We start from the raw sequence: 26239 nt of genomic DNA, 5'->3' as shown, positions 1-26239 counted from the left end.
TCGACCACCATACTAGCCTATCCCGTTAATAATCCCGGAGCCTGATTATGCCACCCCTAGGACATGGCCAGCATTCTCTGGATCGGTTTCAGAGCCGCCGCCATGGTGGCCTCCGGTAAGGTAATCTCCGGCGATCGCCGTTGCATAGCCCAGTAGAGTTTTTCCAAAGTATTCAAACGCATATAGGGACACTCATTGCAGTCGCAATTGCTGTTATTGGGCAGGGGAATGAATTGCTTAGAGGGGGAAAGCTTTTCCATTTGGTGAATAATGCCCGGCTCCGTACCAACGATAAATTCTTTGCCCTGGGATTTACCCGAATAATTCAGTAACGCTGTGGTGGAGCCGATAAAATCTGCATGGCGCAGAATGGCTTTTTCACATTCAGGATGGGCAATGATTTCCGCCTGGGGATATTGAGTTTTCAGCTCCAGCAAACGCCGTTCCGAAAAGGTTTCATGGACAATGCAACTACCCTGCCACAACACCATTTCTCGCCCCGTTTGCTCCATAACGTAACGACCTAAATTGCGATCGGGGGCAAAAATTATCTTCTGATCCGGCGGCAATTGTTGAACAATTTTCACCGCATTAGAACTGGTGCAAATAATATCGCTCAGGGCTTTAATTTCCGCTGTGCAATTAATGTAGCTAATCACCAAATGGTCAGGGTGGCGTTGCTTAAACTCGGCAAATTCCCGGGGGGGGCAACTGTCGGCCAAGGAACAGCCGGCCTCTAAATCCGGCAAAAGTACCAACTTATGGGGATTAAGAATTTTGGCCGTTTCCGCCATGAAATGCACCCCGGCAAAAACGATTACATCGGCATCGGTGCTGGCCGCCTGTTGGGATAACCCCAGGGAGTCCCCTAAATAATCAGCAATGTCTTGGATGGCCGCTTCTTGGTAATAGTGGGCCAAAATCACCGCATTCAATTCCTTTTTCAGACTCTGAATGGCTCCCACTAAATCACGGGGCAGGGTTTCTTGGGGCGGGGCAACGGCGGTGAACACTATGTTTCGGCTCCTGGAATATTTATAGTTAAAACTACCATAAATATTTTATCATAAAAATCAGTGGGGCATGGGCCAGCGCTTCATCTAGGCTAGGATAACCACTGACCCAGGGGCAGTCGGGAGAGCAAGGTAATCACCCCAAAGCCCAGCAAAATTGTGCCGCTGAGGGGATTGAGCCAACCGGACCATTGCCGCAGTTGCAATAACCGCTTTAAACTGCCAGCAAACAGGCCAACTAAAATAAGCGGGGCAACGTAACCAACGGTATAGGCCAACAAGAGACCACTACCCAGTAACAAATCTTGGCGACTGGCGACCCAAGCTAGCAAGCTGGCCAACACAGGGGTGCTACAGGGAGAGGCGATTAGCCCAAAAGTTAGTCCGGCCAATAGGGCCCGCAAAGCCGGGGGAAAATCGTCTTTGATCCAATCCGTTGCCCCTAAACTGGGAAACTGCAGGGGTAATAATTCCAACAGGTTTAATCCCATTAAAATAGCCACCAAACTCACCAAAATCGGTAAACCTAGCCCAATTTGTCCATAAATTTTTCCCAAAGCCGCTGCCCCCAGCCCCAAGCTAGCCAAAGTAATGGCCAACCCCAGGGCAAACCAGAGGGATTGTCTCAAAGATTGCAGGCGATCGCCTTCCGTGGTCCCGCCAATGTAGGCAATGGTGAGGGGGAGCAGGGACAGTAAACAGGGGGTCAAACTAGTGACTAGCCCCGCTAGTAGGATGATCAGTAAACTAAGGGGAGTTAGTTGTCCCAGTTGTTCCACCACTAGGCGATCAGCCCATTGCTGGAGAAAAAAAAGCTGATTTTGCAGAGATTGCCACATTACACAGTTGCCCAAAAAGCCAAAAATAAGTCTGAAATTTGCCGGCTGCCATTTCGCCCCTGGTTTATTGGCGGGGTCAAACCAGAGGAAAGATTAACACTTCTCCGACAATGCTAAGCAATTCCCAGCCATCTTGCCAAAGCTCATCGTCCTAAAGTTAGACATTCCCCCCCTGCCCCTCAATGGAGAGCAGATAATAGAATTCTGTGAAAGTGGGTTTCCGGACGGCGATCGCCTAGATGGAGTTTGTTATGGTGGTATTGGTTTTGTTGTAAAGAGGAATAATGATGAGAGCTTTTGAGGTAATGGCCACAGTTAAAGATTCCAAACAATTGCTCTTGGATAGTGATTTGCATTGGAATACCAGCCGAGTCAAGGTGATTATTTTGGAATCAGATGAATTGGCATCAAAAGGAAGTGAGTTTGATCCTGATGACACGCCTGTCGAAGAAATTAAGGTGAGTTTGAGGAAGGCATTAGAGGAATATAAACAAGGAAAAAGAATTCCAGTAGAAAATATGTGGGAGGGAATTGATGTCGAATAATCTCCATTTAGTCAATATCGACTTCACCCCCGAATATAGGAGAAGTTTAAAATATTTAGCCAAGAAATATCGAAATATTCGTTCTGATGTTCAGCCCATTATTGAGGCTTTGCAAAAAGGCGTCATTAGTGGTGATCGCCTGGCAGGGTTTGGCTCTGATATTTACGTCTATAAGCTTAGAATTAAGAATAGTAATATTCAGAAAGGGAAAAGTTCTGGCTACCGATTAATTTATTTACTCGAATCAGAAAACAGTATTTTGTTGTTAACCATTTACAGTAAAGCTGAACAAGAAGATATTGCCGCTAGTGACATTAATTCAATTTTAGGGGAGTACTCCATAGAAGACTAAAAGGGAGATCACTGCTATTAAATTTTTCTGACGCCACGCCCCAAACCGTTTGTCGGTAACTTATCCTGTTCCCCTGCATAAAATAGAATATTCACCGTTGACCATGAACTAATATTGCCGGAGAGAGAACCATCCCATGTTGCAAGCCTACCGTCGCCACGTTGCCGATCGCCAAAAGTTAGGCATTCCCCCCCTGCCCCTCAACGCCCAGCAGACTACTGAACTATGTGAACTGCTAAAAAATCCCCCCGAAGCGGAAAAAGAGGAATTGATGATGTTATTGCGGGATCGGGTTCCCCCTGGGGTGGACGAGGCGGCCTATGTCAAAGCGGGTTTCCTCACGGCGATCGCCAAAGGCGAAGTAACCTGTCCATTAATCAGCGGCCAAGGGGCGGTGGACTTATTAGGAACCATGATCGGCGGATATAATGTTCAATCCTTGATCGAACTGCTCAAGTCAAAAGATACCAACATTGCCAGTGCGGCAGCCACAGCCCTGAGCAAAACCCTGTTAGTCTTTGATGCCTTTAATGACGTACTCCATTTGAGTGATACCAACGGCTACGCCAAACAAGTAATTGATGCTTGGGCCGAAGGGGCTTGGTTTATCAACAAACCAGAAGTGCCGGAAAGAATTACGGTAACGGTATTTAAAGTGCCTGGGGAGACAAATACTGATGATCTGTCTCCTGCTCCCCATGCCACCACCCGACCGGACATTCCCCTCCATGCCCTGGCCATGCTGGAAGCAAAAATGCCAGAAGGGTTAGGGACTATTGCCGAACTCAAACAAAAGGGCCATCCAGTAGCCTATGTGGGCGACGTAGTGGGAACGGGATCTTCCCGTAAATCTGCCATCAACTCCGTGCTCTGGCACATTGGCACAGACATTCCCTTTGTGCCCAATAAACGGGCCGGGGGTTACATTCTGGGCGGAAAAATCGCCCCCATCTTTTTCAACACTGCTGAAGATTCCGGTGCCTTACCCATTGAGTGCGATGTTAACCAACTCAACACCGGCGATGTAATCACCATTTACCCCAGGGAAGGCAAAATCACCAACAAAGCGGGGGAAACCATCACCACTTTCCAACTGAAACCGGAAACCATTTTGGATGAAGTGCGGGCCGGAGGTCGTATTCCCCTGCTCATCGGCCGGGCTTTAACTGATAAAACCAGGGAAGCCCTAGGATTATCACCTTCTCCTCTGTTTGTGCGCCCCACGGCCCCAGCAGATACCGGCAAAGGGTTCACCCTCGCCCAAAAAATGGTGGGCAAAGCCTGCGGCGTACAAGGTATTCGTCCCGGCACTTCCTGTGAACCAATTATGACCACAGTGGGTTCCCAAGACACTACTGGCCCCATGACCAGGGATGAGTTGAAGGAACTAGCTTGCCTTGGCTTTAACGCCGATCTGACTTTGCAAACCTTCTGTCACACCGCTGCCTACCCCAAACCAGTTGATATTAAAACCCATAAAGATTTACCGGACTTTTTCTCCACCCGGGGCGGTGTTGCTCTGCGGCCTGGGGATGGCATCATTCACTCCTGGCTCAATCGGATGCTATTACCGGACACCGTTGGTACCGGGGGCGACTCCCACACCCGTTTTCCCCTAGGAATTTCCTTTCCGGCCGGCTCTGGTCTGGTGGCCTTTGCCGCAGCCTTGGGGGTAATGCCGTTGGATATGCCGGAATCGGTGTTGGTCAAATTCACAGGGGAATTGCAACCGGGGGTCACCCTGCGGGACATTGTCAATGCCATTCCCTGGGTGGCAATGCAACAGGGCAAACTCACCGTGGGCAAAGGGGACAAGGTTAATGTGTTTAACGGTCGGATCATGGAAATGGAAGGATTACCGGATCTGAAAGTCGAGCAGGCGTTTGAGTTGACCGATGCCACCGCTGAACGCTCCTGTTCCGGTTCCACCATTAAGCTGAGCGAAGAAACTGTGGCGGAATATCTACGCTCCAATGTGGTGCTGATGAAAAATATGATTGCCCGGGGTTATCAGGATGCCCGTACTCTGTTGCGTCGCATTGCCAAAATGGAGGAATGGTTAGCTAATCCCAGTTTGATGAGTGGGGATGCTGATGCGGAATATGCCGATGTTATTGAAGTCAATCTGGATGAAATCAAGGAACCCATTGTGGCGGCCCCCAACGATCCCGATAACGTTAAATTAATGTCGGAATGTGCCGGGGATGTGATCCACGAAGTGTTTATTGGTTCCTGCATGACCAATATCGGCCATTACCGGGCCGCCGCCAAAATCCTCGAAGGAGCTGGTACGGTCAAAGGTCGCCTCTGGATTTGTCCCCCCACTCGCATGGATGAACAACAGTTACGGGAAGAAGGGATATATGGCATTTTTGCCGCCGCCGGGGCCCGTACGGAAATGCCCGGTTGTTCCCTCTGCATGGGCAACCAAGCCCGGGTGGAAGATGGGGTAACAGTCTTTTCGACCTCTACCCGTAATTTCAACAACCGCATGGGTAAAGGAGCCCAGGTTTATCTCGGTTCCGCTGAGTTAGCCGCAGTTTGTGCCCTCCTCGGCAAAATTCCCACAGTGGAAGAATATCTGGCGATCGTCTCCGAAAAAGTTGCTCCGTTTGAAGGCGAACTTTACCGCTACCTCAATTTCAATGAGATTGATAATTTCGAGGACTTCGGCCGAGTCATTCCCCTAGACCAAATGCCCAAGATTGAGGATATTTTGGGAATGCCAGTGGGAGCTAAGTAAGCCGTAAAATTATGGTGGGCCTTTTATGGCTCACCTTAATTTTGACTATTCATTTAATTCACCCCTTATCATCACCGAAGCAGAATATTTTATTACCAGGAAAGGATTTTATTTCGTCTTGAAACAAAGCTTCTCCAAAGCATAGACACAATCACTGTATTGGGGAGACTGAAGATTTTCTGTGTAGTCCTTAAGTCTGGCTCAAATTTTCTAACTATCCCAATTTTAAATGGACAACGCGACAATCACTGCAATTGCTACAGGACTACTAGTCGTGGTCGGGATTGCCCAAATCGGCATCTTGACCTCACAAAACCGCCAAACTCGCCTGGCATTAGTGTCAGAGTACTGGAAACGCTGGCACAATTCTAAGGATTACTGGGGACGGATAATATTTGTTGGACGAGAACTTGATGAATACTACCAAGTGCTTAATCAGAAGGAGCTAAGGGAGCTTTGCGATCTATTGAAGGAAGTGAGATCTGACGCACCGACTATTTGGGCTTTGGAAAGTATTCGTGTCGTGTCTGGAATACTGGGAGACGTTTCGATGAGAATTCTTCAAGGACAATTGGATGTATCTGACGCATATCCAATATTTGGAACTAGTTTACTCCGTCATAGTCTCCCTCTACGAAAGCTTCTCGATTCAAGTTATCAAGATAGGCATTTTGATCCCGGAATATCTGAAAGTCATAAGGAGGTGCGGAGAGAGTTGCAGCACTGGTTAATCTACCATAATGGTTTGCGGCGCCGATGCTTGATTCTTCTCGATCTATTGTGGGCCGAGGCAGTCAGGCTTGAAGATTTGCCGCCACAAGATATTGAGAGTGCCGCAGAAGCTAAGAAGCAGACAGGTTCAAGAAATAGATCTAGACTTTTCCGAGAAGCGCTTCGTTTAAACGGACTGTTTCGGTTCTTCTTTGCGTGGCAACTGTCTAGGTTTCTACTCCACGCAGAATACAAATCCATTTGGAACTGGAATGGAATCAGCAAGAAGCGTTTGAAGAATCTGGACTCGACTTGGACGAAGCATCTACTTCAAAAATATGACTAGCTCAAGCGCAAACCAAACTTAAATGCTGAAAGGTTGGAATGAATTATTCAACGATTAAAATTTTAGATACCTTACTCATTCAAAAAATCATTATTACTGACGAAGCGCTCAGTGTTAATTTGTTTGATAGGCGATCTATTTCTGTCCCTTTAGTCCGATATCTACGAGCATTGGTTAGGTGATCGCCAACGTGGTCTATAATGTTAGCAATAAATGTTTGGTGGTTTACAGTGAATAAACCTATCCTAAGGAGTGATTTTTCTACCAAAGATAGAAGATTTAACTCACAAATCATCTTCTTAAGATTTTTAATTGGGGATATAAGTCAATGTCTAAAAAACAATATCTAAAGCGGTTTGAAGATTTTCTATCAGAACAAGAATCTGAAAATAATGAATCCTTAGCCATTGACTATGAGGAAGATAAACAAAAATGGCTTGCTAAAATTGATGAATTTTATGAGCTTGTTCAAGAATATATTCATGGCTATCTAGAACAAGGCAAAATAGGTGAAGAATGGAAAACACTTCAGCTACAAGAAGATCACTTTGGAGAATATGAAGTTAAACAATTAATATTAAAAATAGGAAAAAAAAGACTAATTTTTAAGCCAGTTGGTCGATTTATTGTTGGTTGTCAAGGCCGTATTGATTTAATTTCTGATCTGGGTAGTGTTCGGTTTTTATTGGTTCCGAAAGATTTTGATGAACCAAGCACTTTCTTTCTGGGACACTTTACGCCCCAAACTCAATGGCTATGGAAAATTGCCTCTCGCCCTCCTAAAGTAAGTTATTTAGAAATTACGGAGGAAACTTTTTTTCAAGCTTTAATGGAAGTCGTCAATGCTTAAAAAAGTATCGTTTTCTAGTGAGAACTTGTCTCTGTTAAATATTGCTGATTATTATGGTGATAGTGAAAAAGCATTAAGACTTTTCTTTAGCCCCAAAAATCCTGCATATACTTTGAGGTTTAATGGTTATACCAGAAATGAAGTTGAAGGAGAATTAAAATTAAGATTACAGGAATTAGATAAAGCAGTTTCGCTTTCGATTTTATCTGCCTTAGAAGCATTACTTCGTGTTGATTATTTGACACGATGTTACAAGAAAAAAAAGGATCCTTTGTCTAGAAAAATGCGAAATATTTACAAAAGCAAAGGTGTTCGTGCTTCTTTAGAAAGAGATATTCTAAGATTATGGAAAGAAATTTGTCCAGAATATAAAAGTTTTATTTCAGAAGTAATAACTGCTTTTGATTATCGAAATTGGTTGGCCCATGGCCGTTACTGGGAACCTAAATTAGGTAGAAATTTTGATTATAGTTCTTTGTACGATTTAGCAGAATCTATTGAGCAACTATTGATATCTTCTCGCACCTAAAGGCAAGTAGTAATTAGATTTTATTTGTCCGTTATTGAGTAAATAATTCCGGAACAACAGTTACCGATCGCCAGTTGCATTAGCCAAAGCAAGCGGGAACTTTCATAATGAGACAAAGGCAATCTTCACCGCAGGGACATTATGGGCTTACTCGTCAACGGCATTTGGCAAGATCAGTGGTACGACACCAAAAGTACCGGAGGGCAGTTTGTGCGGCAAGATTCCCAATTTTGCCATTGGATTACCCCTGATGGATCAACGGGACCTATCGGTAAAGTTGGATTCAAAGCGGAAGCATGACGATATCAACTACACGTTTCTTTGCCCTCTCCGCGAGCATACCGCACCCTGATTTTTCGTAAACTTAAAGACTTAGAAAGAGAAGGGATGATTGTCAGAATCGATGCCCTCAATGGGGGAAGAAAAGATTTCCTCCCCTTATTTGAGCGGAACGATTAACTAGACAGAGGTCAGTGTCTTCTCCCCGGTTAAGCTGACATCCCCATTGGCTTCAGGAGAGTCTTTTTCGGAAGGAGGAACGGCCTGCCAGAATTTGCCGAGATAATCGGACCAGTTAGCCAGAATTGCCTTGCCTTTTGGGCTACCTGTGTGTTCAACGTGGGCAGTAATCAAGGATTTCAATTGTTCCTCCCCTTTAGAAGCTGTGATCCTTTGCAAGGTGATGATTTCCGGGTTGATTTTTTCTGGTAAATCCCCTACTTCATCGAGGAAGTAAGCCAAACCACCAGTCATGCCAGCACCAACGTTCCGACCCACAGGGCCAAGGACGACAATCACGCCACCGGTCATATATTCACAACAGTGATCGCCAGCTCCTTCAATCACGGCTTTACCCACGGAGTTACGCACTGCAAAGCGTTCCCCCGCCCGGCCGTTGGCATAAAGGTTGCCCCCCGTCGCTCCATAGAGACAGGTGTTACCAATAATTACATTGTCTTCCGGTGCAAAGCTCGCCTGGGGATGGGGCACGATGACAATTTCACCCCCATTCATGCCTTTGCCCACATAGTCGTTGGCTTCCCCTTGCAGATGTAGGGTCATGCCATCCAGGTTAAAGGCACCAAAACTCTGACCAGCGGCGCCTTGGAAGTTGAGGGTAATGTTACCTTCAAAACCATTGTTGCCATACTTTTTGGCGATCGCCCCGGAGAGACGGGTGCCCACAGTGCGGTCGGTATTGACCAGCCGATAGGTTTTGGTCGCAGTGGTTTGATGGTTAATGGCTTCTTGGATGTCAGGGTCGGCCAAAATGTCGTCGTCCAACACTGGGCCGTTGCTGTGGACTGGTTCGTGATTTAACCATTGCCGGTTTTGCTTCGTGTCGGGCAAATTTAACAGACAATCTAAGGTCAGATTCTGGGTTTTGCTCAACTGGACATCGGAGCGAACTTTGAGTAGATCAGTGCGGCCAATGATGTCGTCCAAACTGCGATAACCTAAATGGGCCAACAGGGAGCGCACTTCCTCGGCAATGAAATAGAAGAAATTAACCACCTGCCCCGGCACTCCTTTAAAGCGTTGCCGTAACCGTTCTTGCTGGGTGGCAACCCCGACGGGACAATTATTAGTGTGGCAAACCCGGGCCATAATGCAACCTTCGGCAATCATGGCAATGGAGCCAAAGCCATACTCCTCCGCTCCCATAAGGGCGGCCATCACTACGTCCCAACCGGTTTTCAGACCACCATCAGCCCGCAGCAAAACCCGATCGCGCAGTTGGTTTTCCATTAACACCCGATGCACTTCCGTAACACCAAGCTCCCAGGGAGAACCAGCGTGTTTAATGGAGCTTAAAGGTGATGCCCCTGTACCACCGTCATGGCCAGAAATTTGGATAATATCCGCATTGGCCTTAGCAACCCCAGCGGCGATCGTACCAATACCAATTTCCGCCACCAATTTCACCGATACCTGGGCTTCGGGATTGATTTGATGGAGATCGTAAATTAATTGGGCTAAATCTTCGATGGAGTAAATGTCATGGTGGGGCGGCGGAGAAATGAGGGTTACACCGGGTTTAGAACGGCGCAACATGGCAATATATTCACTGACTTTTTTGCCTGGTAACTGCCCCCCTTCCCCAGGTTTAGCACCCTGGGCCATTTTAATTTCCAACTGTTTGCCACTCATCAAATATTCCGGGGTAACCCCAAAACGACCGGAGGCAATTTGCTTAATGGCGGAGTTGGCCGTGTCTCCATTTTGCAGGCCGTGGAGATGGGGCAAGGTGGGGGAATTTCCTTCGCTATCCACATCATCTAGAGTGAGGTAACGTACTACATCTTCTCCCCCTTCCCCGGAATTGGATTTAGCTCCTAAACGATTCATGGCGATCGCCAAGGTTTCATGGGCTTCCCGGGACAACGCACCGAGGGACATACCGCCAGTACAGAAGCGCTTGACAATACTTTCCACCGATTCCACTTCTTCTAAGGAAATGGCCGGTTGGTCTGCATTGAAATCGAGCAAATCCCGCAGGGCAGTGACAGGACGGTCTTTGAGATATTGACGGTACAACTCGTAATGGTCATAGGCTTCCCCATTGTTACCATTACCGCCCACTTTGTAGGCTGCCACTGCCTTATGGAGAGACTTGGACATCTCCGGCGAGTTCATGTGATATTCTCCGCCGGGACGGTAGTTGACAAAGCCAAAGTTCTCTAACTTCTTAGCCATTTCCGGGAAGGCCATGCCATGGAAAACCATTACTTCCCCGGCCACATCAGCGATGGTCAAACCGCCCACCCGACTGGTAGTTCCAGCAAAGGCATATTCCACCAATTCCGCCCCTAAACCGATCGCCTCGAAGATTTGGGCACCGTGGTAGGAAGCCAGCAGGGAAATGCCCATTTTGGAGAGAATTTTAAATAATCCTGCTTCCACGGATTGGCGATAATTCTTCAGCGCCGTGGGTAAGTCAATCCGATCCAAGCGCCCATTTTCCATCAGCTTTTGGGTCTTTTCATCTAACCACCATTGCCGCACGGATTCCAACGCTAGGTAGGGACAAATGGCCGAAGCACCATAGCCTACCAAGCAGGCAAAATGATGGGTACTCCAACACTGGGCGGTGTCCACAATTAGGGACGCTTTTAGCCTTAGCCCGGCCCGAATTAGATGGTGATGTACTGCTCCCACTGCCAACAAGGGGGGAATAAAACTTTGATTCTCAGTCAATATTGCGCCGTTAGGACGATCAGTTAAAACCAAGATTTCTGCCCCGGCTTGCACAGTGGCGATCGCCGTTTTAACTAAATTATCTAAGGCGGTTTCCAGACTATTCACCCCATCTAGATCGTAAAGGGTAGAAACTTCTGCCACCTGCAACTGTCCAGTTTTAATGGCCTGTAACTCTACTTCATTGACCAATGGCGATCGGAGTTTAATCGTCCGCGCGGATTCCGCTTTAGGCTCTAACAAATTGCCCCGTTTGCCTAAAAACATAGCTAGGGACATGACCAAATTTTCCCGCAGAGGATCAATGGGGGGATTGGTCACCTGGGCAAAGCGCTGTTTGAAATAGTCGTACAGTAAGCGGGGTTTATGGGATAGTACAGCTAAGGGCGTATCGTCCCCCATGCAAAAAGTTGGTTCCTTACCTTGGCTGGCCATGGGTACCACTACCATTTCCACATCTTCAGCGGTGTAGCCAAAAGCTGCCTGTTGTTGCAGTACAGTTTGAGCGTCATTGAATAAAGTTTTTTCAGCAAAGCTATCAGAAGCTACCGTTTGACGCTGGATTTTTATCCATTCCCCATAGGGATATTTTTGGGCCGCCTGCTGTTTAATTTGATAGTTTTTGAGAATTTTTTGCTCAGCCAAATCCACCGCAATCATTTGCCCCGGTGCTAGGCGACCTTTTTCAACAATATCTACTTCCGGTAAATCCACGACTCCCGCTTCGGAACCCAAGACAATATAGTCATCTTTGGTAATGCAATAACGGGCGGGCCGTAAACCATTCCGGTCTAGCCCAGCGCCAACAATTTTGCCGTCACTAAATACTAATAAAGCGGGGCCATCCCAGGGTTCCTGTAAACCGCTGTAGTAGTCATGGAAATCACTAATTTCCGGGTAATCTTTTAAAGCTGGCTGATTTTTATAAGCTTCCGGCACTAAAATCATCGCCGCTTCTAGGGGACTGCGGCCAGTACGCACCAACAATTCCAGGGCACTATCAAGGTTATAGGAATCACTGTTGGCTTGGTTAACAATAGGAGTTAATGCTTCTAACTCCGCCTTTGTCCAGCCCGACACTTCCAATTCTTTTTCCCTGGCCGCCATCCAATTAATATTGCCTAAAAGGGTATTAATTTCCCCGTTATGACCCAATAGCCGCATGGGTTGAGCCAGGGGCCATTTGGGCATGGTATTGGTGCTGAAACGACGGTGGTAAACGGCGAAATTACTGGTATATCCAGGATTTTTTAAATCTAAATAAAATTCCCCCAGAATAATGCTCCGGACCATGCCTTTATAGACAATGGTGCGACAGGAAAAGGAACAAACGTAGAAATCTTCCGCTAATTTTTTACCAATGATGGAGCGGGCAATGTACAATCGCCGATCTAATTCATCTCCGGCACAACCTTCGGGACAAGTAACTAAAATTTGTTCAATGTGGGGCTGATTATTTTTGGCTTGAATGCCCAGCACATCAGAATTAACGGGCACTTCCCGCCACCCTAACACTGTTAATTTTTCCAGCCGTACCACTTCTTCTACGTAGGCCCGGGCCACTTCCCTAGCGGAGGGTTCCTGGGGTAAAAATACCATTCCCACCCCCAGGCGATCGCCATCGGGCATGGGCAAATTGCGGGTGTTAAACCACTGGGCCAGTAGTTCCCGAGGAATGGCGGTCATCACCCCGGCCCCGTCCCCTGAATCGTTATCGGCACTGCATCCCCCCCGATGTTCCATACACCCCAGAGCCTTTAGGGCCTGCTCCACCAGGGTATGGTCCGGCTTACCCCGGAGATTGGCAATAAAACCCACACCACAGGCATCTCGTTCTTCCACTAACCAAGGTTGACCAAGGAATGGTTGGTTAGAATTGGTGGCAACAGAGGAGTTTGTCATAGGAGCTAGCAACGGATATTGGAAGGACATCTGGACAGCAATGGGAGACCCCAAAGGGCCCCTCAGCCTGGGGGCGGTGGTTAATTTTACCAGTTAGCCTAGGCAGTGGTTCGTTCGCCTTTAACCGCTTCATGGGGGCGATCGCCAAATTTGGGGAGGGAGACGAAATTAACCTGAGCGATTTTGCTTGTAACTATTCTTCACATTATCGCTCACCGAAAACCCAGATTAACCATTTTTCTGCACCATGGCCAACAAAATTGCCCAGCCTGATGGTACTACTGAGAACGAAGGAAGATGGGGCGAACTACCCAACGCTGACCGGTGGCAGAGTGTGGTCTTCTGACCCCATCGGTCATTCTTGAGATGGATATTGTGTGGTGCAGTATCCCAAGGTTTAGGAAAGAAAGGGCTAGCTAAAGGGAAGCTGAAAATGCATCACAGCCAAACACAGGAGTTGGAGGCCAAACCCTACAGTTGCCCCAGTGTGAGTCAATATCTACCGCTACGGCAATCGCCAGAGCTAGGGGAGTATTAAATAATACAAATGCAGGAAGAATCAGAAAATTTCTTTTAAGATTGGAAAAAATACCCTTGACTAAATAGTGCTCTAAGAGCCTGTTTAACAAGCCCCCCTGGCCCCCAAATTTGGGGTGAAGCTGGGTGAAAGTACCCCATTATTGGGGGATTTAGGGGGCGGAATAAAACTTTCCAAACACGTTCTAAACTACTTCCCATAATCGTCATGAAAATCGCTTTTTTTAGCAGTAAAGCCTATGATCGTCAATTTTTCCAACAAGCAAACCACCCCCATCAACGGGAAATGGTCTTTTTTGATGCCCAACTCAACCTTGATACCGCTATTTTAGCGGAGGATTGCCCCGTTATTTGCCTCTTCGTTAATGACCAAGCTCCTGCCCCGGTGCTAGAAAAGTTAGCTGCCCAGGGCACAAAATTAATCGCTCTGCGCAGTGCGGGCTATAATAATGTTGACCTCAAAACAGCCGCAGATCTGGGGCTAAAAGTAGTCCATGTACCATCCTATTCTCCCCATGCAGTCGCAGAACATACTGTGGGGTTAATTCTGGCTCTAAATAGAAAGTTATATCGAGCCTATAACCGCGTTAGGGACGATAATTTTTCCCTAGAAGGGTTACTTGGTTTTGATCTCCATGGCACCACCGTCGGAGTGATTGGTACTGGCAAAATTGGTCTAGCTTTTGCTCAAATTATGAATGGTTTTGGCTGCCATTTATTGGGCTACGATGCCTTTCCTAACGATAAATTTACTGCCATTGGCCAAGCCCTCTATGTATCTTTAAATGAACTTTTAGCTCATTCTGATATTATTTCTCTCCACTGTCCCCTACTGCCGGAAACCCATTATCTAATTAACACTAATACCATTGCCCAAATGAAGCCAGGGGTTATGTTAATCAACACAAGTCGAGGTCATTTAATTGATACCCAAGCGGTTATTCAGGGGATTAAATCCCATAAAATTGGCTTTTTAGGCATTGATGTTTACGAAGAAGAGGAAGAGCTATTTTTTACTGACCATTCTGATACTATCATTCAAGATGATACCTTTCAATTGCTACAATCTTTTCCCAATGTAATGATCACAGCTCATCAGGGATTCTTTACCCACAACGCTCTGCAAACCATTGCCGCAACGACACTGGCAAATATTGCTGAATTTGAGCAGAATAAACCTTTAACTTACCAAGTAATCTGTCCCCATTAAGGTTAGAAAATATCAATGTTAACTAAAGATAACGTTAAATTTTTTAGCCTTTTATTACCAGATATTTTTCCTAAAAATGAAGCAACGATAGTATTAACGGCACTACCTTGGTGATCGATAGTACGATAAATCGTAGCTGTTACTAGGTTTTACTAACCGGCGACTTCTGCCTTTTGTTGTCGCATCAACTTGACGAACTTCTCGAACAGATAATCGGCATCATGGGGTCCAGGGCTGGCCTCCGGGTGGTACTGCACCGAGAAAAAGGGCAATTCTTTATGGCGTAGCCCCGCCACCGTTTTATCGTTGAGGTTGAAATGGGTAATTTCCACTTCTTCGGCCAGGGAACCTTCCGTCACCGCAAAACCATGGTTCTGGCTGGTAATTTCCACCTGTTGCTCCAGGCCACAGGGTTGATTGAGCCCTCGATGACCAAATTTGAGCTTAAAGGTCTCCGCTCCCAGGGATAACCCCAACACTTGATGCCCCATGCAAATGCCAAACATGGGCTTTTTAGCCGCCAATAACTCTTTGGTGGTGACAATACCTTCTTCAACAGCGGAGGGATCACCAGGGCCATTGGAAAGGAAAATGCCATCGGGGTTGTACTGGAGAATTTCAGCAGCGGAGGTGCTAGCAGGTACCACAATCACACGACAACCGTAACTAGCTAAGCGACGCAGGATATTACGCTTAACGCCAAAGTCCAGCGCCACCACGGTGAGGGGCGGTTGTCCCTGTTGTTCTGCCACTGGCCCAAACTGCCAATGGTCATTGGTGGAATCAGTCCATTCGTAAACTTCATGGGTGGTCACTTCCTTAACCAAATTTAACCCGGCCATGGAAGGAGCTGCTTGGATGTGGTGCAACAGGGCTTCCGGTTCCAAGATTTCCGTAGAGATGCCGCCGTTCATGGCACCGATGGAACGCAACTTGCGAGTCAGGGCCCTAGTGTCGATGCCGTAAATGCCGATGATTTTATGTTCTACCAAATAGTCCGGTAGGGATTGGGTCGATCGCCAATTGCTGGGGCGGCGGGTGATGTTGCGGGCCACTACCCCCTTTACATGGGGATGGATAGATTCCTCGTCCTCTGCATTGACTCCGGTGTTGCCCAACTCAGGATAGGTAAACGTGACAATTTGGCCGCAATAACTGGGGTCGGTCATCACTTCCTGGTAGCCGGTCATACCCGTGTTGAATACCACCTCTCCCACTGTGGTACCATCGGCCCCGAAGGACCAACCGGGATAAGGGGTGCCATCCGCAAGGACAAGAAGGGCCGGTTTCGCCGCAGCAATTGGCATAATGATATATTGCAAGGTAGCTGGAATAGGACCATTCGGCCGTAGTGGGAAAAAGTTAAGTCCTTGGAGTCTTATCCAAGGCTGTGCTCCTTTGCCCGGCCGCCGCCGAATCAACCACATATTAGCAGATTCGCCCCTGTCGTCTGTTCCACTAATGTCAAATTGTCCTGATGGTTACTGCCATGAGTCCTGCTAAGCTGACCGACACCGATAAACAAGAGTTGGTGGACCTCTACCGGCAAACCCCCGCCACCACCACCACCCTGGCGGAACGTTTTGGGGTGAGCATTTCCACCGTCAGTCGTCTCTTAAAAACGGCGATCGCCAGTGGGGAATATGAAACCTTAGTGCAGGAAAAAAGGGGCAGTAAGGGAATTAAAAATGATGCCCAGTTGACGTTGCCGTTGCCCAAGCCATCTAGGAAAAAGTTGGAAGTGGCAGAAACCAATCTCCCTGGGGATGCCGTGGCGGAGGTGGCCCCTGTTGCTGGGCCGAATCATCAAGACAGAGAGACTAATGAAACTAATGCTAGTGGCCAGGGCAGAAGGGTGCGTTCCCGTCGTCGAGTCACCGCCAGCCCCGTTGCCCCAGAGCCTGGGGAGTTTACCGATGCGGAAAAAACCATTGATCCGCCGGCGATCGCCATCCCCTCCCTAGCCCAGCCCGATCCAACAGGATTTGGTGATATCCCAACCACCATGTCAGTGGCAAAAACTGAAGTACCGCCCGATGCCCCCATGGGGCGACGCCCCCAGATTGTTTCAATTAAATCTTCCGCCCTAGATGAAATTGTCAAGGACATAGACGAGGACTTGGGTTTACTGGATGGCGAAGATATCGATGACCTTGACGACGAAGACGATGATGATGAGTTTGAAGATGAATTAGACGATTTCGACGAAGACCAAGGGGAAGAGGATTATATTCCCACCCCAGTGGCCACCAAACAAACCCTAGCAAACACCGCAGAGCTAGTTTCAATTTTGCCCCTAATAGAAGCTTCTATGCCCAAAAACTGCTACCTAGTGGTGGACAGAAGGGGGGAATTGATTGTCCGTCCCCTGAAGGAATTTAGTCTTGATGGGGCCTTACCCCCCGAAGAAGTCCAGGCAAAAACCCTACCTGTTTTTGATAACCATCGGGTGGCCCGGCGCTTTTCCCTCAAAACCCAAAAGGTAATTCGTCTGCCCGACGCTAGCATTGTCCAAAAAACCGCCCAGGCACTCAAATCCAAGGGGATTACCAGGGTGTTCCTCGGCGGCCAGGTTTATTCCCTTTAACTAAGCCGTTGAAGTTAAAACTTTCGACCTACTGCTAACAGCGTTGACAGCTTGATTGCTACAGGCGTTTGGCCCAAAGGACTAGGCAACCCCCAAACATCAGGAAAAATGTTGGTAGGACTCCTCCTGGGCGTCACTAATAAAATTCAAGACCTGGGCTTGGTAGTAACGTAATTTCTCATCTACCCAATGGCGGTCTTCACTGTTGGCATAGATGTGGACCAGGGGCTCCCCCGCATCGGGCAAAATCAATACCCAGTTGTCTCCATGGGGAAAAGTCATTTTAACCCCGTCTACCAGTTCAATATGTTGATCCCGATGAATTTCCACCAAATGGCGCATCAGGGCCCCTTTAATTTTCCAAGAACAACGGACACTACAACTGTTATGGTAAACCGTCGGCAATTCTGAGCGAATTTCCCCCAGGGTGCGTTTTTGGACAGTCAGCATTTCCATTACTTTGGCAATGCAAAACATGGCATCAAAGCCTGGGTGGAGGCGAGGAAAAATAAAGCCAGTTTCTCCACTACCGCCCAAAACCACGTTATGGCTCGATTGGGCGGCGGCCATCAATGCAGTGGGGTTAGCCTTGGTTCTCAAAACTTTACCCCCATGGCGACGGGCCAAATGCTCCACCGCACTGGAAGCCTGTACTGGCACCACAATGGTTCCCCTGGGAGAAGCAGTTAACACCATATGCACCATCAAAGCTGTTAGCAGTTCCCCCCGGATGGGTAGGCCCCCTTCGTCCACCAGGGTGAGTTGTTCGCCACTAGCGGAAACCTGCACCCCCAAATTGGCCTGTAGGGCCGATACCACTTGTCCCAATTGACTAAGTAAGACTTCTTTTTCTTCATTGGAAACGGCGGTTTGTCGTAGACTGGCATTGAGCACCACTGCGTCGCAGCCGAATTTGGTCAACAGTAGGGGCAGAATGGCCCCAGACACTCCATAGGCGTAGTCAATAACAATTTTGGCCCCATCGTTGTTGATGATGTCCATGTCTAGGAGTTTTTCAAAGGTGTGGCAATAGGTTTCCAACACCTGGGCCGGATAGGACATGTCGCCAATTTGGGGAATGCTTACCCGCCGTAAATCTTCCTTGAAATAGGCTCCTTCAATTTTTTTTTCGGTTTTTTTGGAAATATTGATACCCTGGCTATCCAGAAATTCAATCAGTAGGTAATCTGGGCGATCGGGATGGATACGCACATGGATGCCGCCGGCCACTTTTAACTTCGGAGTCATGGTGCGAGCAATGGGGATCGCTGTGGCTTCCAGGTTTTGAATATTTACCCCCACCGACATCAGGCCAGCAATGAGGGAACGGGTGACCATGCGGGAGACATTGCGTTGATCGCGGGAAACGACAATTTCTGCTCCGGGCCTGAGGGAAGAACCGTAGGCAGCCCCCAATTTGACAGCAAACTCCGGCGTCATATCAATGTTGACAATGCCGGAAACACCTCTCTGTCCGAATAGGTTGCGGTGGCCGGTGCTGCCCCAAATTAAATTAATGTTGAGAATGGCTCCCGGTTCCACCCGTTTACTGGGCCAAACTTTAACATTTGAGTTGATTTGGGCTTCTTCGCCAATGATGGATAGGGGACCAATGACTGCCCCTTCCAGGACCTGTACCCGTCTTTCTATGCGACAGCCCCGCCCCACTACACAGGCAGCTAGATAGGCTTCATCACCAATGAGTACGCCATTCCAAACAATGGCTCGCTTTAATTCTGCTCCAGCGCCAATGGTGACGTTATCGCCAATGATGGTGCCCGCTTCCAATTTAGTTCCTGAACCGATGTTGCAGTTATCCCCGATCGCCAGAGGGGGAGTGAGAATAGCAGTGGGGTCAATGGTGGTGTTTTCCCCGATCCAAATGTCCGAGTGCCGGGGTAGGTTACCCAATTCCAGCGTGACTTTTTTTTCTAGGGCATCGTATTGGGCTTCCCGATAGGCGTCCAAATTACCGACATCGCACCAGTAACCATCGGCGACAAAACCATACATGGGTTCGTCATTTTCCAGCAGGAGGGGAAATAAATCCTTGGAAAAATCCATTTCTTCCTTGGGGGGCAGATAGGCCAAAACTTCCGGTTCGAGGATATAGGTGCCCGTGTTGACGGTGTCGGAAAAAACTTCACTGGTGGAGGGCTTTTCTAAAAATCTTTGCACCCGTTGGTTTTCGTCGGTGATGACCACGCCAAATTCCAGGGGGTTGGGAACCTTGGTCAAAATCAGGGTCGCCTTGGCTTGTTTTTGTTTGTGGAAGGCGATCGCCTGGGTGAGATTAAAATCGGTGATGCTATCCCCACTAATTACCAAAAAAGTATCATCCAATAACTCTTCAATGTTCTTTACACAACCCGCCGTACCGAGGGGATGCTCGTCCTCCACTGCATAGGTCATCTGAACACCAAATTCACTGCCATCAAGGAAATAGTCCCGCATGGCATCAGGGAGGTAGTGGAGGGTGGCCACCACCTCAGTAATGTTATGGCGACGGAGCAAATGGATAATATGGGCGGCGATCGGTTGATTAACAATGGGCACCATGGGCTTGGGCAGATCGCAAGTCAGGGGTCTCAAACGGGTGCCTGCCCCCCCTGCCATCAACACAGCTCGCATTCCTTTACCTCAGTGACGAATTTCTGTTCCCATCTTAAGGTAAACCATTGACTATGACTGGTGGGGGGACGATCTCCCTGTGGCCAAGGAATCCTCCGTTCCTCCCTATTTTGGGACCATCGATTTAAATAATTGACCCCAGTCTTTTACAGCGCTGGTACCTGGGCGGCGATCGCCTGGCCAATTTCTAAGGAAGCGGTGGCCGCTGGGGAAGGAGCATTGAGCACCTGGAGAGAATTAGGACCGGGGACAATCAGAAAATCCTCCACCAAAGCCCCATCATTTTTCAAAGCCTGGGCCCTCACCCCCGCTGGATTGGGAAGAATATCGTCCGCTGTCACTTCCGGAATTAATTCCTGTAAACTCCGCACAAAGGCCGCCTTACTAAAGGAGCGAATAACTTCCTGTAAGCCTTCTTGCCAATGTTTACCCACCAACTTCCAAAAGCCAGCATAGGCCATCACTTCGGTAAAATCTCCCCAATCAAAATCCGTTTTGCGATAACCTTCCCGTTTCAAACTCAGCACCGCATTGGGGCCAGCGTGGATACTGCCATCAATCATGCGGGTGAAATGCACCCCTAAAAAGGGAAAAGCCGGATTAGGTACCGGGTAAATTAAACCTTTGACTAAATATCTTTTCTCTGGCTTCAACTCATAATATTCTCCCCGAAAAGGCACAATTTTAGCATCGGGGTTAATGCCCGCCATTTTGGCCAGGCGATCGCTCTGGAGACCACCACAATTGATCAGAAAACGACTAAAAAAATTCCCCTGGTTAGTGATCAAACTATGTCCGTTAGCCTGGGTAACAATGCCATTGACTCGATGGTTAAACTTAATTTCCCCTCCCTGGACCTGAATTAGTTCCGCATATTTTTGACAAACCAGTTTGTAATTAACAATGCCAGAGGTGAATACATGAATTCCTCCCAAACATTGCACATGGGGTTCGTATTCCTTAACTTGTTCTGCACTAAGTTTTTTAACTTTTAAGCCATTGGCTTGACCCCGGTTAAATAAATTTTCTAATAACGGTAATTCCTCAGGTTTAGTAGCTACAATGACTTTGCCACAAACCTCGTAGGGTAAGGCGTGCTCTTGGCAAAATTCCACCATGCTCTGGTTACCAGCTTTAGTGAACTGGGCCTTAAAGCTGCCAGGTTTGTAGTAAATACCAGAGTGAATGACACCGCTATTGTGCCCCGTTTGATGGTGGGCTGGGTCCGCTTCTTTTTCTAAAATCAACAATTTGTATTGGGGAAAGCGGCGACCAATAAATAACCCCGTGGCCAAACCGACAATGCCACCGCCGATAATTGTGATGTCATAGGAAGCCATTTTTGCCCCACTCCTTGGAAAAATTACCAGCTAATTATCGTAGCTGTACAATGCCGCCCTGTGGGAGATGATCACAAATTCCCGCCGTTGGCCGCAAATCCTCTGGACGAAATTTTTCCTTTAACCACAAAGGGATTTTCGGGGAACAAGTTTATGGACGTAACTGGATTCGAACCAGTGACCCCATCGATGTCAACGATGTACTCTAACCAACTGAGCTATACGTCCTAGCAATTTAGTAATATAGCATGGCTCCATTTAAATTAACAATTGCTCCCCATGCCTTCCATCACCGGTAAAACTAAGCTCCTTGGTGTGATCGGTTATCCTGTTGGTCATTCCTTATCCCCTGTGATGCATAATGCGGCGCTCCAGGCCATGGCCAGTGATTATGCATATGTTGCCTTTCCCATTGCTCCAGAGGATTTAACCATCGCCATAGCAGGGTTAGGAGCCAGTGGAGTCCAGGGATTAAGCGTGACCATTCCCCATAAGCAAGTGGTGATGCCATTGTTGACCCAGATAACCGAAACCGCTCGGCAAGTGGGGGCCGTGAATACTCTCTGGCGGGATGGCCATGGCTGGCAGGGAACCAATACGGATGTTGAGGGTTTTTTGGCTCCCTTGTTGGAGTTAAAGCAAGATTGGTCAGGGAGGACGGCGGTGATTCTCGGCTATGGTGGAGCCGCGCGGGCCGTGGTGGTGGGTTTAACCCAATTGGGTTGTCCAGAAATTATTGTGGTGGGTCGCAGTCAAGAAAAATTAGCTCAGTTCGCCAACAGTTGGACGGACCCCAAAATTAAGCAAGCTCTGCAAGTTCTACCCTGGGAAGCTCTATCTACCGTGATCCCCAAAGCAAGTTTATTGATTAACAGCACCCCCGTGGGCATGGCTCCCCACCCTAAGCAATCCCCCCTGGATCAATCCCTTGTGGAAAAACTACCGCCAACGGCGATCGCCTATGATTTGATTTATACTCCCCGCCCCACCAGGTTTTTACAACATGCTCAGGAGCGGGGTCTAGTGACCATTGATGGAGCAGAAATGCTAGTGCAACAGGGAGCCGCCGCCTTGAAAATTTGGCTACAACAGGAAGTGCCGGTGGACGTTATGCGCCAAGCCCTACTCCATCACTTAGAAAAATCTGCCTGATGACCCATTGGTAAGGGTTTTGGATAATTCTGCCCACCAAGGAAAACCGGAGAAATGTTCCTTGGGGTTGCGGGAAAACATTATATTGAGAATGTTTAAACTTGCCCCTGCCGAAACAAAGCCGTCATGATTCACCATCCCCCCGCTGGGGCTAGGGATTTATTGCCCCTGGAAGTCGCCCAGAAAGCTCGCATTAATGACCAATTGCAACAAACCTTTCATCGTTGGGGCTATCAGCGCATTGTTACCTCCACCCTGGAATGGCTGGATACCCTAGTGGCCGGTGGGGCAATTTCGGCTAATAACGTGATTCAACTCCAAGACAGTGGCGAGGGACGGTTGGGGTTACGGCCAGAATTAACCGCATCCATTGCCCGGGCAGTCGTGACCCGCATGACTGACAATCAGCCCCAAAGATTGTGTTACCGGGCCAACGTCTTTCGTAATCCTCCGGAGGGCTACCACGGTAAGCAAATGGAGTTTTTCCAAGCGGGCATAGAATTGCTCTTTGCTGGGGGCGTCCGGGCCGATGCAGAAATTCTCCTACTGTTGACGGATTGCCTGACCCAATTGGGTTTAAGCGATTGGCAATTGATTTTGGGTGATGCCGGTCTGACCAGAAGCCTATTGGCCAAATTACCCCCCACTCTCCAAGCCACTGTGCGGGATTGCATCACCCGTTTGGACTATGTAGAACTTTCCCAACTCCCCTATCCTGACAATGAAGCTAAAAATCTTGCTTTGCAACTGTTTGACCTGCGGGGCACAGTGGAGGAAGTTTTGGCCAGACTGGGCAAGTTAGATTTACAGGGGGAATGTCTGGGTCTGGTCGATCGCCTGCAGGCGTTGTTGTGCCTAGTGGCGGCCAGTGGAGATGGGCCCGCTAATCTGGTATTGGACTTGAGTTGGCTCCAGCCGTTTGATTACTACACTGGCATGGTTTTCCAAGCGGTGAGTCGCCAGGCCGATAACTGTTATGTGTTGGGCCAGGGGGGGCGTTATGACCAACTGCTCAGCCAATATCATCCCCAACAGCAGTCTTTTCCTGGTACGGGATTTTCTTTGAACATTGAGGAGCTACACCAATGTTTGCTTGAATTGGGGACTTTACCCACCAGTACCGCCCCCATCGATTATCTAGTTTGTCCAGTGGATGACACCGCCGAAGGAGCAACCTTTCGCCATGCCCAACAGTTGCGCCGCCAGCATCCCGATCGCCGGGTAGAATTGGACCTAGGGGGGCGATCGCCGGAGGAGTTAAATACCTATGCCCAAGCCATGGCTGTGGGACAAATTGTCTGGGTTGGGGCCGATGGCCCGGTTGATCTGTAATGCTGAAGGGAAAGGACAAAGACAACCCCGTTGCAGTTCCCAGGTAAAATTTCCAGTTCCAATTTCCAGGTGATGTCATGGCTAATTTGTTCAACTGGCTTCCCCTCCTCAGTGGCCGCCAAGCGGATGGGATCAAAGCCAAAGTGGAAATATATACTTGGCAAACTTGCCCTTTTTGCATCCGGGCGAAACTTTTACTGTGGTGGAAGGGAGTTAAGTTTATCGAGTACAAAATTGACGGCGATGACCAAGCCAGACAGGCCATGGCGGCAAGGGCAGAAGGAAGACGCACTGTGCCCCAAATTTTTGTCAATGACCAGGGCATTGGTGGCTGTGACCAACTGTATGGCCTGGACAGCCGCGGCCAGTTAGACCCCCTGTTGGCCACTCCTCCTAACCCAGCCTAGGTATTATTTGTCCCTGTCCTGTTTTCCCCTGTGCCCGTGAATTCCCCAGCCCCCTGGCAAACCATTGCCCAACAAATCAGTCAGACCACTGGTCAACCCTTCCGTATTCAGGAACGGCGATCGGTGAGTGGTGGTTGTATTAATCAGGGCTATTGCCTGGTGGATGGGGAGCAAAAATATTTTGTCAAACTTAATCAAGCCCAGCAGTGGCAGATGTTTCAAGCGGAAGCCCTCGGGTTAGAAGCCATGGCGGCCACCCAAACCATTCGGGTTCCCCGTCCCATTTGCCACGGCAGTTCCGCTGGCCATAGTTATCTGGTGTTGGAATGGCTCGAGTTTGGCCGGGGTAACCATGACAGTTGGTACCGCATGGGACAAAATTTGGCGGCATTGCATCAAGCCGGGGGCAGTGCCCAATTTGGTTGGCAGACTGATAACACCATTGGAGCCACTCCCCAGCCCAATCCCTGGACCGATAGTTGGGCCGACTTTTTTGCGGAGCATCGCCTTGGCTATCAACTGGCCCTTGCTCGACGACGGGCAGGGAACTTTCCCGATCCCGCCGTAGTAGTTCCCAAAGTGAAGCAGCTGTTAGGCGATCGCCAACCGACACCAGCTTTAGTCCATGGGGATCTGTGGTCTGGCAATGGCGCAATTTTAACCACAGGGGAACCAGTCATCCTCGACCCGGCCACCTACTACGGCGATGGGGAAGTGGATCTGGCTATGACGGAATTATTTGGGGGATTTCCGGCGGCTTTTTACCAGGGTTACCATAGCATCAGTCCCGCGGAACCTGGTTATCAACAACGGAAAATTCTCTACAATCTGTACCACATTCTCAACCACTTCAATTTGTTTGGGGGTGGTTATCAACAGCAAGCCCAGCAAATGCTTAAACAATGCTTAAGGATTTAATTGAAGAATTGTTGACTTTTTCTACATGTTATTGTTCGGATTTTAGATTAATCCTATAATTAGCGTGGGTTCCTATGCCATATCTTCCCGTTGCTGGTAATTCCAACGCAAGCTAGTTGCCCAGCCAGAGCAGGGGAGAGGATGATGCCCAAACCTAAACAAAGCTTATTTTCATTAGCATTGCCTAGGGCATCGGTTGGCAGAAAGTTTTTATTTTTTCCAATTTTCTCCATGTATTTGCTGATGTAGGCAGAGTCCAACCATCGGTAAAGTTGATTAGAGTCGCCCAAACCTAAAACCATGACCAATGCCACCAGCGAAAGCCTCAAACTTGAGACTCTGAGACTGTTCAAAATCTACGCAGAGTCCCACGATATTGGCGTGCGTAATCGGATTATGGAAGTCAATCTGGGTCTGGTGAGAAAGGAAGCGCACCATTGGACGGCCCAGTGCAATGAAAGTTTTGAGGATTTGTCCCAGGTGGGGTGTTTGGGTCTGATCCGAGCCATTGAACGGTTTGATGTGAGTAAGGGCAATGCCTTTAGCTCCTTTGCCATTCCCTATGTGCGGGGAGAAATCCAGCATTTTCTGCGGGATAAAAGTAACTGTGTTCGTATTCCCCGGCGTTGGTTAGATTTGGGTCGTCAGGCGATCGCCGTCCAGCAGGAATTTCGCCTCAAATATGACCGGGCGGCCACGGACGAGGAAATTGCACAAATTTTAGCAGTGCCCCTGGCGGACTGGCAGGAAACCAAACTGGCGCTGCAGAATCGTGAACTGGTGAGTTTGGACACCAAGGTAAATGGCGACGATGAAGGACAAGTTAATCTGGGGGATTGTTTAGCCCACCACGAATTCCGTAGTTTTCAACTCAGCCAGGAAGATCAAATCCGTCTGCAACAGGCCTTAGCCGGTTTGGAAGAACGTACCCGCCGCATTGTGGAATTTGTTTTTCTCCACGACTTTACCCACAAGGAAGCCGCCGAAATGATGGGGGTTAGTGTGATTACCGTTTCCCGTCGCATTAAACAGGGCATTGGGGCTCTGAAAAAAGCCTTAAATACGGAAATTTTTTAACTGTTTAGAGTCTATCTCCA

20 protein-coding genes and 1 tRNA gene are annotated in these 26239 nt (G+C 48.3%); 14 read left to right on the top strand and 7 right to left on the bottom strand.

Annotated elements, in window-relative coordinates:
* Window positions 1-56 precede the first annotated feature (56 nt).
* Together nadA and H6G46_RS01515 are read right to left on the bottom strand one after the other, a co-directional pair.
* Window positions 57-1013: a quinolinate synthase NadA gene (nadA, locus tag H6G46_RS01520; RefSeq protein ID WP_010874167.1), complete on the bottom strand. Its 957-nt coding sequence runs from the start codon at window positions 1011-1013 to the stop codon at window positions 57-59.
* A gap of 92 nt (window positions 1014-1105) precedes the next feature.
* Complete coding sequence (locus H6G46_RS01515; protein WP_010874168.1) at window positions 1106-1852, bottom strand: cytochrome c biogenesis protein CcdA; 747 nt, start codon at window positions 1850-1852, stop codon at window positions 1106-1108.
* Between the two features lie 305 nt (window positions 1853-2157).
* On the opposite strand from H6G46_RS01515, the gene H6G46_RS01510 reads away from it, so the two are divergent.
* From H6G46_RS01510 to H6G46_RS01480, 7 genes are all read left to right on the top strand, one after another.
* The gene (locus H6G46_RS01510) at window positions 2158-2397 is read left to right on the top strand and encodes a hypothetical protein (RefSeq protein ID WP_242018608.1); all 240 of its coding nucleotides are present in this window, start codon (window positions 2158-2160) and stop codon (window positions 2395-2397) included.
* Entirely contained in the window at window positions 2387-2749 is a 363-nt protein-coding gene (locus H6G46_RS01505) for a type II toxin-antitoxin system RelE/ParE family toxin (RefSeq protein ID WP_010874170.1), read from the top strand. The genes H6G46_RS01510 and H6G46_RS01505 overlap by 11 nt, the downstream gene beginning before the upstream one ends.
* Before the next feature lie 136 nt (window positions 2750-2885).
* Window positions 2886-5492, top strand: coding sequence for a bifunctional aconitate hydratase 2/2-methylisocitrate dehydratase (gene acnB / locus H6G46_RS01500; RefSeq protein ID WP_010874171.1), 2607 nt, complete (start codon window positions 2886-2888; stop codon window positions 5490-5492).
* A 229-nt stretch (window positions 5493-5721) separates the two neighbouring features.
* Window positions 5722-6549 (top strand): hypothetical protein, encoded by an 828-nt coding sequence (locus tag H6G46_RS01495; protein WP_010874172.1) that lies wholly within the window; start codon window positions 5722-5724, stop codon window positions 6547-6549.
* Between the two features lie 328 nt (window positions 6550-6877).
* The gene (locus H6G46_RS01490) at window positions 6878-7399 is read left to right on the top strand and encodes a hypothetical protein (RefSeq protein ID WP_010874173.1); all 522 of its coding nucleotides are present in this window, start codon (window positions 6878-6880) and stop codon (window positions 7397-7399) included.
* A complete protein-coding gene (locus H6G46_RS01485) occupies window positions 7392-7928 on the top strand; it encodes a hypothetical protein (RefSeq protein ID WP_010874174.1) in 537 nt (178 codons plus the stop codon). Before H6G46_RS01490 ends, H6G46_RS01485 begins: the two co-directional genes overlap by 8 nt.
* A 141-nt stretch (window positions 7929-8069) precedes the next feature.
* Entirely contained in the window at window positions 8070-8228 is a 159-nt protein-coding gene (locus tag H6G46_RS01480; RefSeq protein WP_020861938.1) for a hypothetical protein, read from the top strand.
* A gap of 159 nt (window positions 8229-8387) precedes the next feature.
* Here H6G46_RS01480 and gltB read toward each other — a convergent pair whose 3' ends face one another.
* Window positions 8388-13058 (bottom strand): glutamate synthase large subunit, encoded by a 4671-nt coding sequence (gltB, locus tag H6G46_RS01475; protein ID WP_010874175.1) that lies wholly within the window; start codon window positions 13056-13058, stop codon window positions 8388-8390.
* Window positions 13059-13773: 715 nt separating this feature from the next.
* On the opposite strand from gltB, the gene H6G46_RS01470 reads away from it, so the two are divergent.
* Complete coding sequence (locus H6G46_RS01470; protein ID WP_010874176.1) at window positions 13774-14775, top strand: 2-hydroxyacid dehydrogenase; 1002 nt, start codon at window positions 13774-13776, stop codon at window positions 14773-14775.
* A 152-nt stretch (window positions 14776-14927) separates the two neighbouring features.
* Here the strand turns inward: H6G46_RS01470 and carA are convergent, their stop codons facing one another.
* Window positions 14928-16082 carry a glutamine-hydrolyzing carbamoyl-phosphate synthase small subunit gene (carA, locus tag H6G46_RS01465; protein ID WP_010874177.1) on the bottom strand — a complete coding sequence of 385 codons (1155 nt, stop codon included), beginning with the start codon at window positions 16080-16082 and terminating at the stop codon, window positions 14928-14930.
* 170 nt (window positions 16083-16252) lie between these two features.
* Between carA and H6G46_RS01460 the strand changes: the two genes are divergently transcribed.
* The gene (locus H6G46_RS01460; protein ID WP_010874178.1) at window positions 16253-17362 is read left to right on the top strand and encodes a helix-turn-helix domain-containing protein; all 1110 of its coding nucleotides are present in this window, start codon (window positions 16253-16255) and stop codon (window positions 17360-17362) included.
* Window positions 17363-17461: 99 nt separating this feature from the next.
* Here H6G46_RS01460 and H6G46_RS01455 read toward each other — a convergent pair whose 3' ends face one another.
* From H6G46_RS01455 to H6G46_RS01445, 3 genes are all read right to left on the bottom strand, one after another.
* Window positions 17462-19993, bottom strand: a complete 2532-nt coding sequence (locus H6G46_RS01455; RefSeq protein ID WP_190595402.1) for a mannose-1-phosphate guanyltransferase — start codon at window positions 19991-19993, stop codon at window positions 17462-17464.
* Window positions 19994-20139: 146 nt separating this feature from the next.
* On the bottom strand, window positions 20140-21333 hold the full coding sequence (lhgO, locus tag H6G46_RS01450; RefSeq protein WP_010874180.1) for an L-2-hydroxyglutarate oxidase: 1194 nt from the start codon (window positions 21331-21333) through the stop codon (window positions 20140-20142).
* 154 nt (window positions 21334-21487) lie between these two features.
* A tRNA-Val gene (locus H6G46_RS01445) sits at window positions 21488-21561 on the bottom strand.
* Between the two features lie 51 nt (window positions 21562-21612).
* Between H6G46_RS01445 and H6G46_RS01440 the strand changes: the two genes are divergently transcribed.
* The 5 genes from H6G46_RS01440 (at window position 21613) to H6G46_RS01420 (ending at window position 26219) form a co-directional block, all read left to right on the top strand.
* A complete protein-coding gene (locus H6G46_RS01440; RefSeq protein WP_010874181.1) occupies window positions 21613-22485 on the top strand; it encodes a shikimate dehydrogenase in 873 nt (290 codons plus the stop codon).
* A gap of 126 nt (window positions 22486-22611) precedes the next feature.
* On the top strand, window positions 22612-23817 hold the full coding sequence (locus H6G46_RS01435; RefSeq protein ID WP_010874182.1) for an ATP phosphoribosyltransferase regulatory subunit: 1206 nt from the start codon (window positions 22612-22614) through the stop codon (window positions 23815-23817).
* Between the two features lie 77 nt (window positions 23818-23894).
* The gene (grxC, locus tag H6G46_RS01430; protein ID WP_010874183.1) at window positions 23895-24224 is read left to right on the top strand and encodes a glutaredoxin 3; all 330 of its coding nucleotides are present in this window, start codon (window positions 23895-23897) and stop codon (window positions 24222-24224) included.
* A gap of 30 nt (window positions 24225-24254) precedes the next feature.
* Window positions 24255-25142 carry a fructosamine kinase family protein gene (locus H6G46_RS01425; RefSeq protein WP_010874184.1) on the top strand — a complete coding sequence of 296 codons (888 nt, stop codon included), beginning with the start codon at window positions 24255-24257 and terminating at the stop codon, window positions 25140-25142.
* A 300-nt stretch (window positions 25143-25442) separates the two neighbouring features.
* The gene (locus H6G46_RS01420; RefSeq protein WP_010874185.1) at window positions 25443-26219 is read left to right on the top strand and encodes an RNA polymerase sigma factor SigF; all 777 of its coding nucleotides are present in this window, start codon (window positions 25443-25445) and stop codon (window positions 26217-26219) included.
* The last annotated feature ends 20 nt before the right edge of the window (window positions 26220-26239 follow it).

Origin of the sequence: Synechocystis sp. FACHB-908 (genome assembly GCF_014698595.1) — a bacterium.
Lineage (GTDB): Bacteria > Cyanobacteriota > Cyanobacteriia > Cyanobacteriales > Microcystaceae > Synechocystis.
This window is presented reverse-complemented; position numbering and strand designations above follow the sequence as displayed.